The organism is Microcoleus sp. bin38.metabat.b11b12b14.051, from assembly GCF_013299165.1.
Taxonomy (GTDB): domain Bacteria; phylum Cyanobacteriota; class Cyanobacteriia; order Cyanobacteriales; family Microcoleaceae; genus Microcoleus.
Window position 1 is genome coordinate 66,033 of sequence record NZ_JAAFKD010000005.1, and the last position, 16,129, is coordinate 82,161.

At 48.2% G+C, this 16,129-nt stretch carries 8 protein-coding genes and 1 tRNA gene; 2 read left to right on the top strand and 7 right to left on the bottom strand.

All coding sequences use genetic code 11. The features are described 5' to 3' along the window. Positions 1–259: 259 nt before the first annotated feature. The 5 genes from QZW47_RS07765 to QZW47_RS07785 form a co-directional block, all read right to left on the bottom strand. Complete coding sequence (locus tag QZW47_RS07765) at positions 260–5,383, bottom strand: DUF4347 domain-containing protein (RefSeq protein WP_293125775.1); 5,124 nt, start codon at positions 5,381–5,383, stop codon at positions 260–262. 654 nt (positions 5,384–6,037) lie between these two features. Further along, complete coding sequence (locus QZW47_RS07770; RefSeq protein ID WP_293125777.1) at positions 6,038–6,397, bottom strand: NIL domain-containing protein; 360 nt, start codon at positions 6,395–6,397, stop codon at positions 6,038–6,040. 136 nt (positions 6,398–6,533) lie between these two features. Then, positions 6,534–7,415 carry a sulfate ABC transporter permease subunit CysW gene (gene cysW, locus QZW47_RS07775; protein ID WP_293125779.1) on the bottom strand — a complete coding sequence of 294 codons (882 nt, stop codon included), beginning with the start codon at positions 7,413–7,415 and terminating at the stop codon, positions 6,534–6,536. Beyond that, positions 7,405–8,265 carry a sulfate ABC transporter permease subunit CysT gene (gene cysT, locus QZW47_RS07780; protein ID WP_293125781.1) on the bottom strand — a complete coding sequence of 287 codons (861 nt, stop codon included), beginning with the start codon at positions 8,263–8,265 and terminating at the stop codon, positions 7,405–7,407. The genes cysW and cysT overlap by 11 nt, the downstream gene beginning before the upstream one ends. A 136-nt stretch (positions 8,266–8,401) precedes the next feature. Further along, positions 8,402–9,547 (bottom strand): sulfate ABC transporter substrate-binding protein, encoded by a 1,146-nt coding sequence (locus QZW47_RS07785; RefSeq protein ID WP_293125783.1) that lies wholly within the window; start codon positions 9,545–9,547, stop codon positions 8,402–8,404. Between the two features lie 502 nt (positions 9,548–10,049). Here QZW47_RS07785 and QZW47_RS07790 point away from each other — a divergent pair. Beyond that, entirely contained in the window at positions 10,050–12,209 is a 2,160-nt protein-coding gene (locus QZW47_RS07790) for a WD40 repeat domain-containing protein (RefSeq protein WP_293125785.1), read from the top strand. 542 nt (positions 12,210–12,751) lie between these two features. After that, positions 12,752–12,824 (top strand) — tRNA-Thr (locus QZW47_RS07795). Between the two features lie 70 nt (positions 12,825–12,894). Here the strand turns inward: QZW47_RS07795 and QZW47_RS07800 are convergent. Further along, entirely contained in the window at positions 12,895–14,769 is a 1,875-nt protein-coding gene (locus QZW47_RS07800; protein ID WP_293125786.1) for an aminopeptidase P family protein, read from the bottom strand. A gap of 15 nt (positions 14,770–14,784) precedes the next feature. Continuing rightward, positions 14,785–15,954: a pyridoxal phosphate-dependent aminotransferase gene (locus tag QZW47_RS07805; RefSeq protein ID WP_293125788.1), complete on the bottom strand. Its 1,170-nt coding sequence runs from the start codon at positions 15,952–15,954 to the stop codon at positions 14,785–14,787. Positions 15,955–16,129: the final 175 nt, after the last annotated feature.

The window sequence follows — 16,129 nt, forward strand, 5'->3', positions numbered from 1 at the left end:
CAACCGGAAACGATATTATTTAATTTTCGATCCTAAGACAAAGGGGAGCAGTCATTTGTGTCAACAAATGACTGCTCCCCTTTGTCTATATAATTTACCGCCGATCGCCCCTCTCCCTGGCATCTCCCTGATTGTTGGGGGATTTTGAGAAGAATTTTGTCCCCCCTGGTTGAAGGGGAGGGCTGGGCGATCGGGGGTGTAATCGTCAAACAGCAGGCTGCGACTGGGTTTTAGCTGCTGTTTGACACCTCCTTGTGGACTAAACGAGCAAGCTAAAGCTGCTCGCCGATAACTGGGTAGGCTGCACGCCCGCCACTACAGCCAAAATCTGGTTGCTGCTGGCGATCGCGATCGCCGTCGAGCCGTTAGTTTGGCTAAGTGACAGTTGATTGAAGTCCAAGCCTCCCGCCAACAGCAGCGTATCAAATCCGGGCGTAAAGTTAATAATCGTGTCAGTTCCCCCACCGGGAGCCAAGAGAAAGCGATTGGCGCTGGTACCGCCGATCAGGATATCGTTACCGCTGCCGCCAAACAGCAAATCATCACCACTGCCACCAAAGAGCACATCATCGCCGCTGCCGCCAAGCAAGGTATTGTTACCCTCGTTGCCGCAGAGAGTGTCATTGCCTTGATCGCCAAATAGCACGTCATCATCGAGACCTCCCAACATTAGGTCATCGCCTTTGCCACCGTACAATACATCACTGCCTTGGTCGCCAGAGATCGAGTCATTACCACGATTGCCGTAGATTGTATCGTCGCTAATATCGCCAAAGATCAAGTCAAAGCCTTTACCACCAAAGAGAGTATCGGCATCAATGCCACCGTACACAGTATCGTTACCCGTGTTGGCATTGATGTAATCGCCACCCTCTTGACCAAAGATCAAATCGTCGCCGCCCAACCCGAAGATAGAGTCAGTGTTTGCACTGCCCACAAGGGTATCGTTGCCGTTAGTGCCGTTGACAACACCGTTCCGTGAAGGACTCGCCGGCAGATTGGGAGCGATAATCCTGGGGAACTCATCAGGGCAAACCAAATCTGTCGGTACAGGTGTCGGTGCAGGCGTTGGCGTCGGTACAGGTGCAGGCGTCGGCGTCGGTACAGGTGCCGGAGTCGGCGTCGGCACAGGTGCAGGTGTTGGAGTCGGTACAGGTGCCGGAGTCGGCGTCGGCACAGGTTCAGGCGTCGGCGTCGGTGCCGGAGTCGGTGCCGGAGTCGGCGTCGTGATAACAACTGTCGGCGTCGGCGTCGTGACAGGCGTTGGCGTCGGCGTCGGAGGCGTCGGCGTCGGCGTGGTGATAATCGGTGTCGGCGTCGGGGAGTTCCCGAAGTTGATGCCGCTGACAATAGCACCCGAAGTCAGAATGATGTCGGCAGGGTTGGGGGTGCTTTGAGTGTACCCAGTTTGGTTGACTTCCCGGATGCTGTAGGTTGCCGGCGCTAGGTTGGCAAACAGATAGTTACCGCTGGCGTCCGTGGTGGTAGTAACAGAAGCAGGGGCAGGAGTAGGAGAAGGAGCTGTTCCAGTGACCACCCTGTTTAACACAATTTGGAAATTGGCTAAACCGGGTTCTCCGGCATCCTGAATGCCATTTTTGTTAGTGTCTTGGAACTTGAGACCTCGGATCGCGCCCGGTTGGGGCAGGAAGTTACCGAAGTTAACGCCCGTGATGGCATCTCCGGCCTTAACGACAGTCGGGGCGGGGTTAGGTGTGGTCTGAATCCAGCCAGTTTGCTGTACTTCTCTTACCTGGAAAGTGCCTGCGGGTACGTTGCGTAGAGTGTAGGTGCCGTCAGCATTAGTGACGCTGGTAATTTCCCCTTGATCGAAGATTCCATTTGCTGGGTTGCTATCGAGGAAGATTTGCCAGTTCCCTAGCCCTGGTTCCGCACTATCCTTAACGGCGTTTTGGTTGAGGTCGTTGAATTTTTGACCGCTGATCGTGCTCGTCTGGAAATAGTTGCCGAAATTGTTGTTTTGGGAGTCGCTACCGCTGGTGACGGCCACCGTCAACGCTGTGTTAGCTGCGGGCTTGGTTTGTATCCAGCCCGGTTGCTGTACTTCCCGGACGTTGTAGGTGCCCGCTAGCAGGTTGCTGAACTGGTACTTACCGGTGACATCGGTGACGGCTACGATTTCGGTTGGGTCTTGCTTGGCGTCGTTGTTGGTATCCAGGTAGATTGTCCAGCCTGGTAGCGGTGCTTCGCCGGCATCTTGAGCGCCATTTCTGTTGAGGTCGTTAAATTTGATGCCACTAATTTTGCCGACTTGGAAGTTGCCGAAGTCTTGACCGACGATCGGCGTATTGCTAACAGGGTTAATTGTATAAGAAGTCGGCCCGCCAGTTTGTGAGAAACCTGCGGGGACATCTTCTCTCACAAAGTACCGACCGCTACCTACGCCAGTAAAGTTATAAGTACCGGGAGCCGCAGGCGCTGTGCCGGAAACTTGAGTGCCTGCTGGGGCGTCGCCGCTATCTAATGTGCCGTTATTGTTAGTATCCTTAAACAGGCGGACGGTAGTACCGTTGAGGGGGGTATCGTCAGGACTCAACCCGTTACCTGTAACGTCGGTTAATACCCTGCCACTGACGGTGATGTTTTGGAAAATGCCGAAGTTTTGCAGGGTGACGGGAGTACCGCTAGTGGCGGTAACTGGAATCGCCGCAGCCGGGAAAGAAATGCTGGAGTTGGCTGGGGCAGTGGCTTGAATCAGGTACTTGCCGGGGCCGATGTCTGGGAATAGGTAATCTCCTGCTCCTGCCGTCGTTTGCGCCGTGCCGACAACTGTATCTGTGGCTGCTTGGAATATGCCATCGCCGTTGGTGTCTTTGTAGAGATTGACTACGACGCCGTTTAATACGGTGTCGGTAGGAATATCTAAAACGCCGTTGCCCGCGAGGTCGGTGTAGGTTTTGCCTGCGATCGTAGTTTTCTGGAAATTACCGAAGTTGGCGTTAGAGACATCAGCAGTACCAGTGGTCACTGTTGGCGCTAAAGTCTGTACCCAACCTGATTGTAACGTTTCTGCGATCGCAGTATTTGCCTTAGTATCCGTGACGGTGTATTGACCCAAAGTTGCAGCAACCGCAGAGCTAACAGCAGTAGTGACAGATGTAGTAGAAGTCGGGGCTCCTGCGGTAATAGTCCATCCACCTAGACCTGGATCTGTCGCAGCTTTAACGCCGTCGCCGTTGATATCGTTGAATTTCTGACCCTGAACAACTGGCCCGTACTCGTAAGCACCGATGTCAACATTGGGTTTTGCAACGAGAGTATTGTCAATTTTGCGAGGAAAACCTGTGCCGCGTTGGTCTGTAGCTCCAACAATCGCAGCGTTGTCGCCGCCACCAATGGCAGGATTAGTGCTAGTGGTGACGACGGGGTTGCCAACTAAGGCAAGGGTGAAAGGAGCGGGAGCAGTTGCGCCATTGAGTCCGGCAGCGGCGGCTGGTGCTAATACAGTCGCCAGAGGAACCGCTAATGCCTGACCTGTAAAACCCGTGCTAGTGCCGAGAACTCCAATCAGGTTATTGTTCCCTATAAATGCCCCTGTCACATCTGTGTTGGTAGCAGCAGTGTTGCCAGCGACGATCGTATTCTTGACCGTGACAGTACCGCCGTTGTTGTAAATTCCTCCGCCATTAGCAATCAGACTAGCCGGTGTACCAACTGTCGCTGCTGTGGCAGAGTTATAGGCGATCGTGTTGTTAGTCAGGGTAGCTGTGGCACCAAAGTTGACAAAAATTGAACCGCCTGCGGCTGTACCCGCACCTGCGGTAGCAGCACCAGCATTTCCACCCCTGACTGTATTGCTATACAAGGTGCTGTTGGTCAAGGTTAAGCTGCCGCCACCGACAAAAATCGCACCACCCAAACCAGCACCACCGCCACCTGCGGTAGCGACAGCAGTCCCACCAGGGCTGAAGAGATTGATAGCAGTGCTGACACCAGGAGTAGCTCCCGCGCCGCCACCGCCACCGAAGCCTCCAACACCTCCTGCGCCGTTAGCACCAGCAAGAGCAGGGGGAGTAGACGTACCACCAGTACCGCCTGCGCCGCCACCACCGCCGAAGCCACCAGCACCACCAGCACCACCAGCACCACCGCCACCGTTGGTGGTAGCACCAGTACCACCAGCACCGCCAGCACCACCAGCACCACCGCCGCCACCAATAGAGCCGGTCACACCAGCGCCACCAGTGCCACCAATGCCGCCTACGCCAGCCAGCCCGATCCCATTGCCGCCGGCGCCAGCAGCACCACCACTACCAGCAGGGGCACCTGCGGAGAAGCCAGGAGAACCGCTGTTGCCGGGGTTGCCATTGGGGGTAAAACTACCACCTGCGCTGGCCGCAGTTGGGAAAGCGGTGCCAGGGCTGCCTCCAAAGGGAACCCCGCCGAAATCAGCAGTGCCACCTTTGCCACCGATTCCAGTAGCACCTGCACCGCCGATCGCCTGGTTGTTCGAGAACGTCACTCTGTCAACGTTGACTGTACCGCTGTTGATAAAAAGTGCGCCGCCTAAACCCGCAGCGCCACCACCACCACCAGCCGGTGCGATTCCTCCTACTGCTGTTGCAGAATCAATGGTGAGGTTGGATATGTTAACTAGGCCGGTACTGTTAACTACAAAGGCTCGGGCTGTGGGACTGCCGGTGATTTTGAAACCGCCGCCAATAATATCAGTAGGGCCGGTAATGCTGGGTAGCAACCCTGTCAGGGTGAAGTTGGTCTTAATGGTGATTGTGTCTGGGCCAGCGTTGGTGTTGGCAACCCTAATAGCATTGTCTAGTTCGCTAAAGTTGTTAACGTCTAGGTTAATCAGCACGCCACTATAAGCTTCCCTCGCCTCTTGGGAAAATGCCACAGGTGTTTCTATCTTCCCTGTAGTCACTTCCAACACCCAGTCTCCACCGAGTGCCGCACTGCCGGTCAAGTTGTCGGATGCGGCAATATTTGCCCCGGTTAGCTGACTCAGCCTTTGCACGAAGGCGACACCTGCTTCTGTGGCGGCGACGTTGCAGCCGTAGAGCAGAATTTCTGGTTTAGCAGTAGTTGTAGAGTTCGAGTTTGCTTCGGGCCCTGGCAAAGCAAACCATGTTTCTAAATAATTGCGGTAGGTTTCTATGTTGCTGAGATTGAGTTCTGTGGTTCCCAGTTGCAAGCTGGCTGCTGCACCGTGGGACAAAATGTGGACGGCTGCAATGTTTTTTCGCTCTTTAAGTGTTTCGGCGATTTGCTCGATGCCGTCGCGATCGCCCTTCAGAATAATAACTTCTGTATCCTGATTCGCGGTATTTGTTAAACTTTCACAATCTTTAACTTGTGAATCTGCAAAAACTATCTGGTGTTTCCGTTCTTTTTTGTCGGTTGCCATGATTAAATTCCTCTGGTACACGCACACATCAAATTCATAGCACAAACCAAACGCAGCCGCTTTAACTCTTTTTCCGGTGCGGATGCCGATCGTTGGCCTTAGTTTTCGCAATTTAGAGATGAAAGCCCGTTCCTACTTGGGCTAAGCCAAATAAGAGGAACTCCACCAAATTTTACCTAAATTGAATATTGACAAAAACCTTTGTTTATGCAAAGCCTACCATAACAAAGTTAGTTTGATTGATTTTTTAGAAGTTTTAAAGGGGGATATTGTTCCGGGTGTTATAAAAATGTTGCAGAAAACTGGAGCGCTATTTTTTTTGATCTAAAATTATGTAACTGAGATGGATAATATACCAGGTTAAAGCCAGATTGTCAATAATCTAATTAAGTTGACAGTTGACAGTTGACGTTGAACTAAATCAGGGCGACATCTACCTGCAAGTCCGAGAATTGGAGCAATTGCCTTGTCTGCTTTTAATTTCTCGCTTACAGGGATTGGCTTCAAACCCATTGTTTCTCGTTAATTACTGTTAATTTATATTTTGAGCGGCTCGATGATATGTTTGGGCGATCGCACAAATACAAGAAAATAGGTTTGTAATGAGGGCTTTAGTCCTAGCTAACTCCAGACTAAAGTCCTCAATACAAACCTTTACCAAGTTTCTTCATCGGGATGATTGGAATTGCTCCAGATTTCTACATCTAAATCGTTGAGATAAATCAGAGCACTTTCAATCTGTTGACTTGTACCGTTAAGTTCCAAATCAAACCAACCATCATCAGAAGTTTTTCCGCCCAACAAAGCTGCATTAAAATTCACCGTCAAGCCGTGTTCCGAAATCAGGTTAGAGATTACAGGTTCGTGATGGTATTCTTTGGGAATGCGAATGCGAATGCGGGTTGTAGTTGGTCTGCGGTCTCCTGAATCTGTGTGCGGGAGGTCTGATTGTTGAGTATGGTGAAAATTGTCGATCGGCTCAAATTCAGATTCGCCAGTATTTTGATCTAACATTTTAGTCTCCTAATATTTACTTAAATGTAGGTTGGGTTGAGGAACAAAACCCAACTGTCAACTGTCAACTCTTCGACTTCGCTCAGCGCGCAAGCTGTCAACCCCTCGACTTCGCTCGGGGCTCTTCTGTCAACTGTCAACTGTCAACCTCCTTGATGCTAGTTTTTTGTTCCAAAATCTCCTTAAGTACGAGGGTAACAACGGCTAACAAGCCGAGAACTACCGCAGCAGAAAACGCTGCTTGCGTTGCGTACTGCTTGTAAGCATCCTCAACAAACAAAGGCAAAGTTTGGGTTTTTTTGGCAATATTTCCCGACACTACAGAAACAGCTCCAAATTCTCCCATGGCTCTAGCATTTGTCAAAATCACTCCGTAAAGCAAGCCCCAGCGAATATTCGGCAGAGTGACATTCCAGAAGATTTGCCAATCATTTGCTCCCAAAGTTTTCGCCGCTTCTTCTTGATCGGTTCCTACTTCTTCCAAAACAGGAATTACTTCACGGGCGACAAAAGGTAGAGTCACAAAAGCAGTAGCCAGCACCATTCCGGGGAAGGCAAAAATAATCTTAATCCCGCCACTTTCTAAGAACGGGCCGAACCATCCCAAGCGACCGTACAGCAGTACAATCATTAAACCTGCAACTACGGGAGATATGGCAAACGGCACGTCTAAAATCGTGATTAATAGGGTGCGCCCGGGAAATTTATTGCGGCCGATTACCCAAGCTGCACACAAGCCGAATACAGTGTTTATCGGTACGACTATCAGAGCGATTAGTAGGGTAAGCTGTGCTGCTGATAAAAAATCTGGTGAGGTTAAGTTTGTGAAAAATGGCTCGAATCCCTTTTTGAAAGCTTGGTAAAAAACGTTGAGCGCCGGGATAAATAAGACCAGGCCGAGATAGGCGATCGCAATGCCAATTAATGTGGGTTTTACCCAGGCTTTTTCGTTGCTGCGCGACGCAGAACCAACGGGAGGAAGCGGATAATTTGTTGAGGGATTGAGATCAGCCGTCATAGCGTCTTCTCCATGCTTGTAAAACATTGATTGTGAACAACATTGCTAGGGAAATACCTAACATGACTGTGCCGATTACTGTGGCTCCTGCATAGTCGTATTGTTCCAATCTTTGGAAAATTAAGACCGGAGCAATTAAATCTTTAAACGGCACGTTAGAAGCTACTATGACAGTGGAACCGTACTCGCCAACTGCTCGGGAAAATCCGAGGGCAACTCCGGTTAAAATTGAGGGAAACAGCGGCGGTAAAACTACTCGCCAGAAGGTTTGAAATTGAGAGGCTCCCAAGCACCAAGCTGCTTCTTCGATGTCTTTTTCCATTTCGTGTAAAACTGGCTGTACAGTCCGCACGATGAATGGCAAGGAAATAAAGATCATGGCTATTCCTACGCCTAAGCGAGTGAATGATATTTTGATTCCTAATGGTGCAAATAGCGAACCGATCCAGCCGTTATCGCTGTAAACTGTGGCGAGGGTTAAACCTGCAACGGATGTTGGCAGTGCAAAGGGTAAATCGACTGCTGCGTCGATAATCCGTTTTAAGGGAAAGTCGTAGCGGACTAATACCCAGGCTATTAATGTGCCAAATACTCCGTTGATTAGGGCGGCAATTAGTGATGTGACGAAGGTGACATCGTAGGCGGAAAGGGCGATCGGGCTGGTGGCTATTTTCCAAAATTCGCCGGGGTTTGCTGTGCTGGCTTTTAGCAGCATGGCTGTGACTGGGAGAAATAGCATCAGGCTGAGGTAGCCGATGGTGATTCCCCAAGGTAGTGTGATTTTGCCGATCGCTCTTTTGATATTGGCGATCGCAGATTGAGCGTTATTTGCTTGAGATGATACTGCCATTTAGGTTTGAGTATTTCTTCGTTTGTAGTAAGGACTTTAGTCCTTAAAAAGCTAATATTTTGGGGAGGACTGAAGTCCTGACTACGAACCGTTTGGGAAGGACTGAAGTCCTGACTACGAACAGGTAATTAGGGAATTAGCGTTTAATCGAACCTTGGATTTTGTCAAATGTGGCTCCGTCATCAAAGAATTTCTTCTGAATTTCTCCCCAACCTCCCAAATCTTTAGCTGTAAATAGGGTTTTGACGGGGGGATATTTTTGGACAAATTCTGCTTCTTTGGCGACTGTCTCATCTACTGGGCGAAATCCTGCTTTGGCAAATTCTCGCTGGGCTTCTGGTGTGTACAGATACTTGACAAATGCTTCGGCGACTTCGCGAGTGCCGTGTTTGTCCACGTTTTTATCGACAATGGCGATCGGATTGTCGATCGACACATTAACTTGCGGAATCGTATATGGCAGTTTTTCACCTTTATCGGCAGCCAAAATAACTTCATTTTCGTAGTTGATTAAGGCATCGCCTTGACCTTGTTTGAAAAATACATCGCTGGCTTCACGGGCATCTCTAGTCAGAATCGGGACGTTTTTATAGACTTTGCTGGTAAAATCTAATGCTTTAGCATCATCTCCTCCAGTTTTGATCATCGAACCCCAAAGTGCGAGGAAATTCCAACGAGCAACGCCTGATGTTTTGGGATCAGCGGTAATCACTTTTACTCCGTCTTTGGCTAAATCTTCCCAGGTTTTGATACCTTTGGGATTGCCTTCGCGAGTGACGATTACTGCTACTGATTTGCTGATGATGCCTTCGTTAGGGACTTCTTTTTCCCACCCAGGCTGGATGAGTCCGGCTTTCTCGATTTTGGTCGTGTCGAGGGCGAGGGCTAGGTGTACAATGTCGGCTTCTAATCCGTCAATTACTGCTCGGGTTTGGGAACCGGAACCGCCGTAACTTTCGCTGAAGATGACAGTTTGGCCTTTTTCTTTTTGCCATTGTTCTATAAATTTGGGAATGATCGCTTCGTGGGCGGCTTTGGTGACGGCGAAGGATACGAGGGTTAATTCTACTTTGCCTTTGTTGCCTGCTGAGCTAGCACCGCCTGAAGTCGCTGCTGGGTTGTTGGGGGTTCCCTGCTGGCAGGAGACGATCGCCAGACTTAAAGTTATTCCTACTAACAATAGCGACACAAATCTTTTTAGTGCGGTCAACGATCGATTTTTGCCAATTTGTGGCTGTTGTGTACGGTTAAATTGTTGAGTTAGGTGTTGCCACGGGCTCATTATATTTGTTCCCCTAATGAAAGTACGGTTATTAGGTCGGAATACCGTATTTATGGTTGTGAACTAAGATTATAGACAAGTGCGGGTAAAAATGGCAACAAAAAAAATGAATTGGAGGACTCAGAGTCGATCGAATATCCTGAAGTCTTTACCCTAGGCACTTTCGACTCAGATTCGGCATAAAATGTAAACCGTATAAACACTATGATTGAGTTAAGGTGCTAAGTCTGTAAAGTTGCACGATGATACGCCGCGAGGAATGCGATCGACCCGCCCAAAAACGGACACCATACCCTGGCAATCATCACAAGCAAACTCAAGTTCTAGCTCTCAGATTCATCTGTGGAGTAAATCTCAAATCTAAAATCGATTGCGGAGTAAATCTAAAATCTAAAATCTAAAATCGATCGCCCAAATCTAGGGCCTTGCCAAGAGTCCCCGCCCAGCGGGATACACCTGACTCGCGCTCACGCCCTTAAGTTAAGAAAAAGTTTTAACTGGTATGTCATTACCTCGCCCCGTCTCAGACACCCTAATTGAACTGTTGAAGCCTGTAGCCTGCGAATTGGGAGAAAGATTGGGAGCAAGCGCTGTCAACGAGCGCTATGCAGAAATTGAGCCGTCTGGTTCTTCGGCTTTGAACCAGCAAATCAAAAAAGACCCCCGCTGGATTAAAGCACAAGTGAAATATTTGCAGCGACAGCAAGCCCGAGAACAAGAGTTGATTGAGCTCGCCAGCACAGAAGAAGAATGGGTAAAGGAAGAACGCCTCAATCGAATTAAGGCAGAAGAAGTCAGAGATAAGCGAGCAATTAGCAGGCTTTCGCGCGAGTTAATGCGGGAGTTTCAATCAGAAGCAATTCGAGTCAAGCTGAGCGAAATTCAAACAATTTGGGACAAAGATAACTGGTTTTCTAATTTGAGCAGGCAGGAAACTGAACAGATTTTGCAGCAGCAGCAGCACCGATTGCTGTTGTTAGTAGCTCCGGCAAAAATTAGCCAAGATTGCCCTGATTCGTTTCGCCACAATCTGAATATCGAGCTGCCGGCTAAGTTGAGAACTTTTTTGAACCAGCACTACCCACAGCACGGAGAATCCTGCCCGGTTCAGTTTTACGGAGATTATTTTAAAAAGGCGATTTCTGATATTGATGTGGAGCGATTGCAGACTGTGTTGTCTCCGGTACCGACAGCTATACTGTACAGCGATATCAGCGATTATGAAGTGAATTTTCATGTCGGTTTTTGGGGGATTATCAATCAGAGCGTTTCTCTCGTGGCGATGCAGCCTTGGAACTGGGAAGAGGTGGATAACCAGTTGGCAGCAGAGGGAAAAGATGAAAAAGTGAGACTGCGGACGATCAGGCAAATAATTGTGACTATTCACAAGTTATTGGCAGGATTTTTAGCCGATTTGTATTATTTAAATATCGATTTTACTCACGAACCTAAACTATTTGATTTAGAGGCGGAATTTGCCCAAGAATGGTTTTCTAAAGATTGGGTTCTACCGTATATTGAAACTCTTAAAGAAATTCAGGAGCAGCAGCGAATAACCTATAAGGGAGAGATGCGGCGGCTGGCGGTGCGAGAGGCGAAAGCTAGGGCGGAACGCAAGCGTTTGGAGGAGGAAGAGCTCAAACGCCGACAGGAAGCTGAGGTTGCTGCTAAGCGGGCGAAGGAATTAGCTCACAAATTTAAAAATCTGAAATGGCGGTGCGCGCACACGCTACCGGGACATTCATCTTTTGTGAATTCTCTGGCGATTAGTCCTGATGGCAAAATTTTGGCTAGCGGCAGTTGGGATAAAACTATTAAGATTTGGAATTTACAAACAGGAGATTTAATTGGTACTCTGACGGGACATTCGGATCGCGTAAATTCCGTGGCTATTAGCTCTGATGGTAAAATGTTGGTCAGCGGCAGTTCCGATGAAACCATTAAGTTTTGGAATTTGTATAACGGCGATTTGCTGTGTACTTTTCCGGGACATTCTATGGAGGTGAATTCGGTGGCGATTAACCCGAAGGGACAGGTAATTGCTAGCTGCGGCGGGGCTGATAATACGATTAAGCTGTGGAATTTGCGGACTGGTGAGTTGCTGCGGACTTTGAGGGGTCATTCTGATAATGTCAATACGGTGGTTTTTAGCCCGGATGGCAAGATATTGGCGAGCGGCAGTTCGGATGCGACGAGCAAGGTTTGGGACGTGCAAAGCGGTATGTTGCTGCGGACTCTTTCGGGTGTGAATGTTGGGGTGAATTCTGTGGCGATCGCCCCGGACGGTCAAATTCTGGCTAGCGTTAGCAATGATTATACGATTAAGCTGCGAAATTTGCACACGGGCCGTTTGTTGCGGATTTTAAATTCTAATTCTGCGAAGGGAAACGGGGTAGCAAAGTTAGGGATGAATGAGGCGCTGCATATTTTGCAGAATTATGTGAGTCGGGGCGATTCGGTGGCTATCAGTGGGGACGGTTTGACTTTGGCTAGCGGCTGCGATGATAATACGATTAATATTTGGAATTTCCAAACAGGAGACCTGTTGACAACTCTTAAGGGACATACGGGTACAGTATACTCGGTGGCGATCGCACCTTCGGGCAATTTGCTCGCCAGCGGCAGTGCGGATCAGACGATTAAGATTTGGCGCTGCGATTAGGCATAGGGCATGGGGCATGGGGCATGGGGCATGGGGCATGGGGCATGGGGCATTTGTCCTTAGTCATTTGTCATTTGTCCTTAGTCATTTGTCCTTAGTCATTGGTCAACTGTCATTGGTCAACTGTCATTGGTCAACTGTCATTGGTCAACTGTCATTTGTCCTTAGTTTAGATAATCTGGGTTGGCTGCGAGTCCGCACTGGTTTAAAACCCGTCGCGAGAAGCTTCACAAAACTTACCCACTGGGCTAGAAACCGGGTTTCTACGAAAAATTTGGGTTGAATAACGAGAAATATCGGAAGAAACCCGGTTTCTGAGATTTGGGTGCACCTAGGAAGGGGTGAGAAACCGGGTTTCTACGAAAAATATGGGTTGCGTAACGAGAAATATAGGAAGAAACCCGGTTTCTGAGGTGTGGGTGTGCCCGAGAGACAATAATTCCGGTTCTGCCCTTACGGGGAGGGTTTTTGGGCGAATTTGAAAAAAAGTTTGCTGGGGGGGTTGCGCTAATGGCGATAAGTTTGCTATATTAACTTTCACTGCTGGTGTAACTCAGTTGGTAGAGTAGCTGATTTGTAATCAGCCTGTCGCAAGTTCGAGTCTTGTCACCAGCTTTATAAGCAGAATCAGGTGTTTGTAGTCAGAATTTTAGTCCTCTTGTTTTTAAGAGGACTAAAGTTCTGACTACGAACTAAAGGCAGCGCAAGCTTTTTTCAACCAAGGGATTGTTGCTACATCAATTACGGGCGCGAGTTTCTCGACTACCGAAGCGTGATAGTTGTTCAACCATTTTAGTTGAGTCTTGGACAGCCGATCGACATTTATCAATTTTTGCTCAAACGGGATATACGTCAGCGGTTCAAATCCGTACCAAACCGAACCGTTTTTTGAGGGCATTTCCCTGACAACATAGAGATTTTCCAGGCGAATTCCGCCCCAACCTGGTTCGTAATACCCAGGTTCGATACTTGTGATCATTCCCGGTTCCAGGGGATATTGGACAAATTTGCTGATACCGTTGGGGCCTTCGTGACCGGCTAAAAATGCGCCGACTCCGTGGCCTGTGCCGTGTCCGTAATCTAGCTGTTGTTGCCATAATACCGCACGGGCGATCGCATCTAACTGCGATCCGGTTGTACCTTTGGGAAATTGCTGCATGGCACAGTTGATGTGTGCTATCAAAACTGTGGTGTAGTGTTCGATTTGCTGCGCCGTCGGTTCCCCTACAACCATCGTTCTAGTGTCGTCGGTTGTCCCGGCTAAATACTGTGCGCCTGAGTCTAACAGCAGCAATTCTCCGGGTTTTAACGTGATTTCGGGGCTGGGAGTGCCGTAATGGACGATCGAGCTATTTGATCCAGCACCTGCGATCGTCCTAAACGTTAAAATGTGAAAATCAGTTTCTTGCTGATAAAAACTTTCGATGCTTTCTTTAACATCAAACTCCGTCAATACACTACCACTTTCTAGCTGTTCTGTCAACCACTTTAAAGTTAGAGTTTTAGCTCGACTTGCCTTAAAATTGGCTGATTGCATCTGCTCAATTTCCACCGGATTTTTCCGAGCTTTCATCCCTTCCACCGGATTCGGCTCGAAAACTATTTCGATGTTATTTTTAGCTTTTTGCTGGTCTAAAATTAACTGGTAAGTGCCTGCTGTGCTGTGTTTCGAGTCGAATAGCACCCGAACTTTTTTCGGTAAATTGACGCAAGCTTCTAAAGTTGACGGATAATCTGCGTAGGGAAGCAAAGTTACATTCGGCGACAATTCTTGTTCGATTTCTGGTGAAACTCGTTCGAGGTTGGTAAACAAAAACGCTGCGTCTGCGGTGAGAATGGCGTAGGATATGAAAATGGGAATGTGGGGAATATCCGCGCCTCGGAGATTGAACAGCCACGCTATTTGATTGAGGTTGGTAATCGGGAGTACATCGATATTAGCTTTCTGCATCGCTTCCCTGACTCGGACTAATTTTTGGGTGGCGGTTTCTCCGGTCAGAGATGCTGGTAAGCTAAATATCGGAGATTCGTCAATTGTGGGTAAAGTTTCTGCCGTTTGACGAACTTTGTCTGCTAAATTTTCCGGGAGTGAGACTAGCTCAATTCCCCCAGGCGCAAATTTTTTGACCCAATTTTGATATTGCTCTGCGGCGACGGTAAACGGATCGAAACCGAATCTAATTTTACTTGGTTTTTGGGCAGATTCTGCCGCTAATTTTTCTAAAGTCTCAATTAAGCTTAAATTTCCTTCTAAGCCGAGTTTCGATATTTGAATCAGTGCAGGATCGACTTGCAATTCTGCTTGTTCGTAATAGCGGGAATCTACAAACAACCAAGCGGAATTTTTGCCAACCAACAAATCGCCGGCGGAACCTGTAAAACCGGAAATCCAAGCGCGCCGTTGCTTGGCTGCTGGAACTGATAAATTTAAGTGTTCGTCTACGGCTGGGATGAAATAGCAATCTAAGTCATAGTTTGCCATCAAAGCGCGCAAGTCATCAAGTTTTGTGGAGGAGGCATTTTGAATGCTTGTATCTACTTTTAAGTTAGTTGCAACCATTTTTTATATCCTATGTTACTTGTTTAAAATTGTCTTCAAACCTTTAACCAATCTCTGAATACCTGCGGTGGCCGTTGCTTTTTCCAGGGCACCGTAAGCAACGCGCAAATAGCAGCCCTTATCCATGCCGAAGGTTGTACCGGGAAGCACTGCTACGTGATGTTCGCGAATTAATCGCTCTACTAATTCCATTGTATCGAGTTCGGTGTCAACTTTCAAGAAAAAGTAGAAAGCTCCGGCGGCTGGGGAAATTGTACATAAATTGGGGATAGTATTTAGTTCGTCTAATACGAGTTGGCGTACAGATGCGATCGCCCTTACATAATTATCGCAGTAAATTCGACCAACTTGCAAGGCTCCCAGGGCTGCATACTGGGAAATTACGGGCGGACAAATTAAGATGGTGTCTTGAATTTTCCTTACCGAAACCAGCAAATGCTCTGGAATTACCATATACCCGATGCGCCAACTCGCAAAACCGTAGGCTTTGGAAAGGCTAAACAGGGAAATTGTATGTTCGCTGCTGTTGGGAAAAGTTGCGGGCGAACAGTGTTTTGCGCCGTCATAGGTAAAATATTCGTAGGCTTCATCGCTGATGTGATAAATGTTGTGTTGGCGGCAGATTTCGTTGACTTCCCGGAGTGCTTCGGCGGCATAAACTACACCAGTTGGATTGTTCGGAGAAATGGTGACGATGGCGCGGGTTTTGTCGGTGATTGATTGTTTGATTGCAGGGATATTAAGTTGATAGTTGGCATCTGTTTCTACTATAACTGGCTGGCAATTTGCCATGATTGCGGCCATTTCGTGGTTGAAGTAATAGGGTGATTGGATGATAACTTCGTCTCCCGCCGAGGTGATGGCGAGGATGGCGTTGGTAAATCCCATGTTGCTACCGGCGGTAACGACTATGCAGTTTTTGTTGTTGATTTCTATCCCATTATCTGTTTTGAGTTTGGCTGCGATGGCATTTTGTAATTCGGGAATTCCTTCGACGGCTTTGTATTTGTGACTGTCGGGATTTGCGAAGAAGTCGGGGATTTTTTCAAAGGCTTCTTGGGGCGGATTGTAGTAAACTATGCCTTGTCCTAATGATATGGTTCCGGGATTTTGCCGGATTAGTTCGCCTACTATTGGGATGATTGGCGATTGTACCGATTGCATTCGAGTTGGGTGATTGTTCATTTAATTTAACTCGGCCTCCCTAATAAAATTGGTTTGTAGTAAGGACTTTAGTTCTGATTAATTGCACTCACGCTAAAATTGGTTCGTAGTAAGGACTTTAGTCCTGATTAATTGCAATCCGGGGAGACGACTGAAGTCCTCACTACGAACTTCATCTAGAAAGGACTGAAGTCCT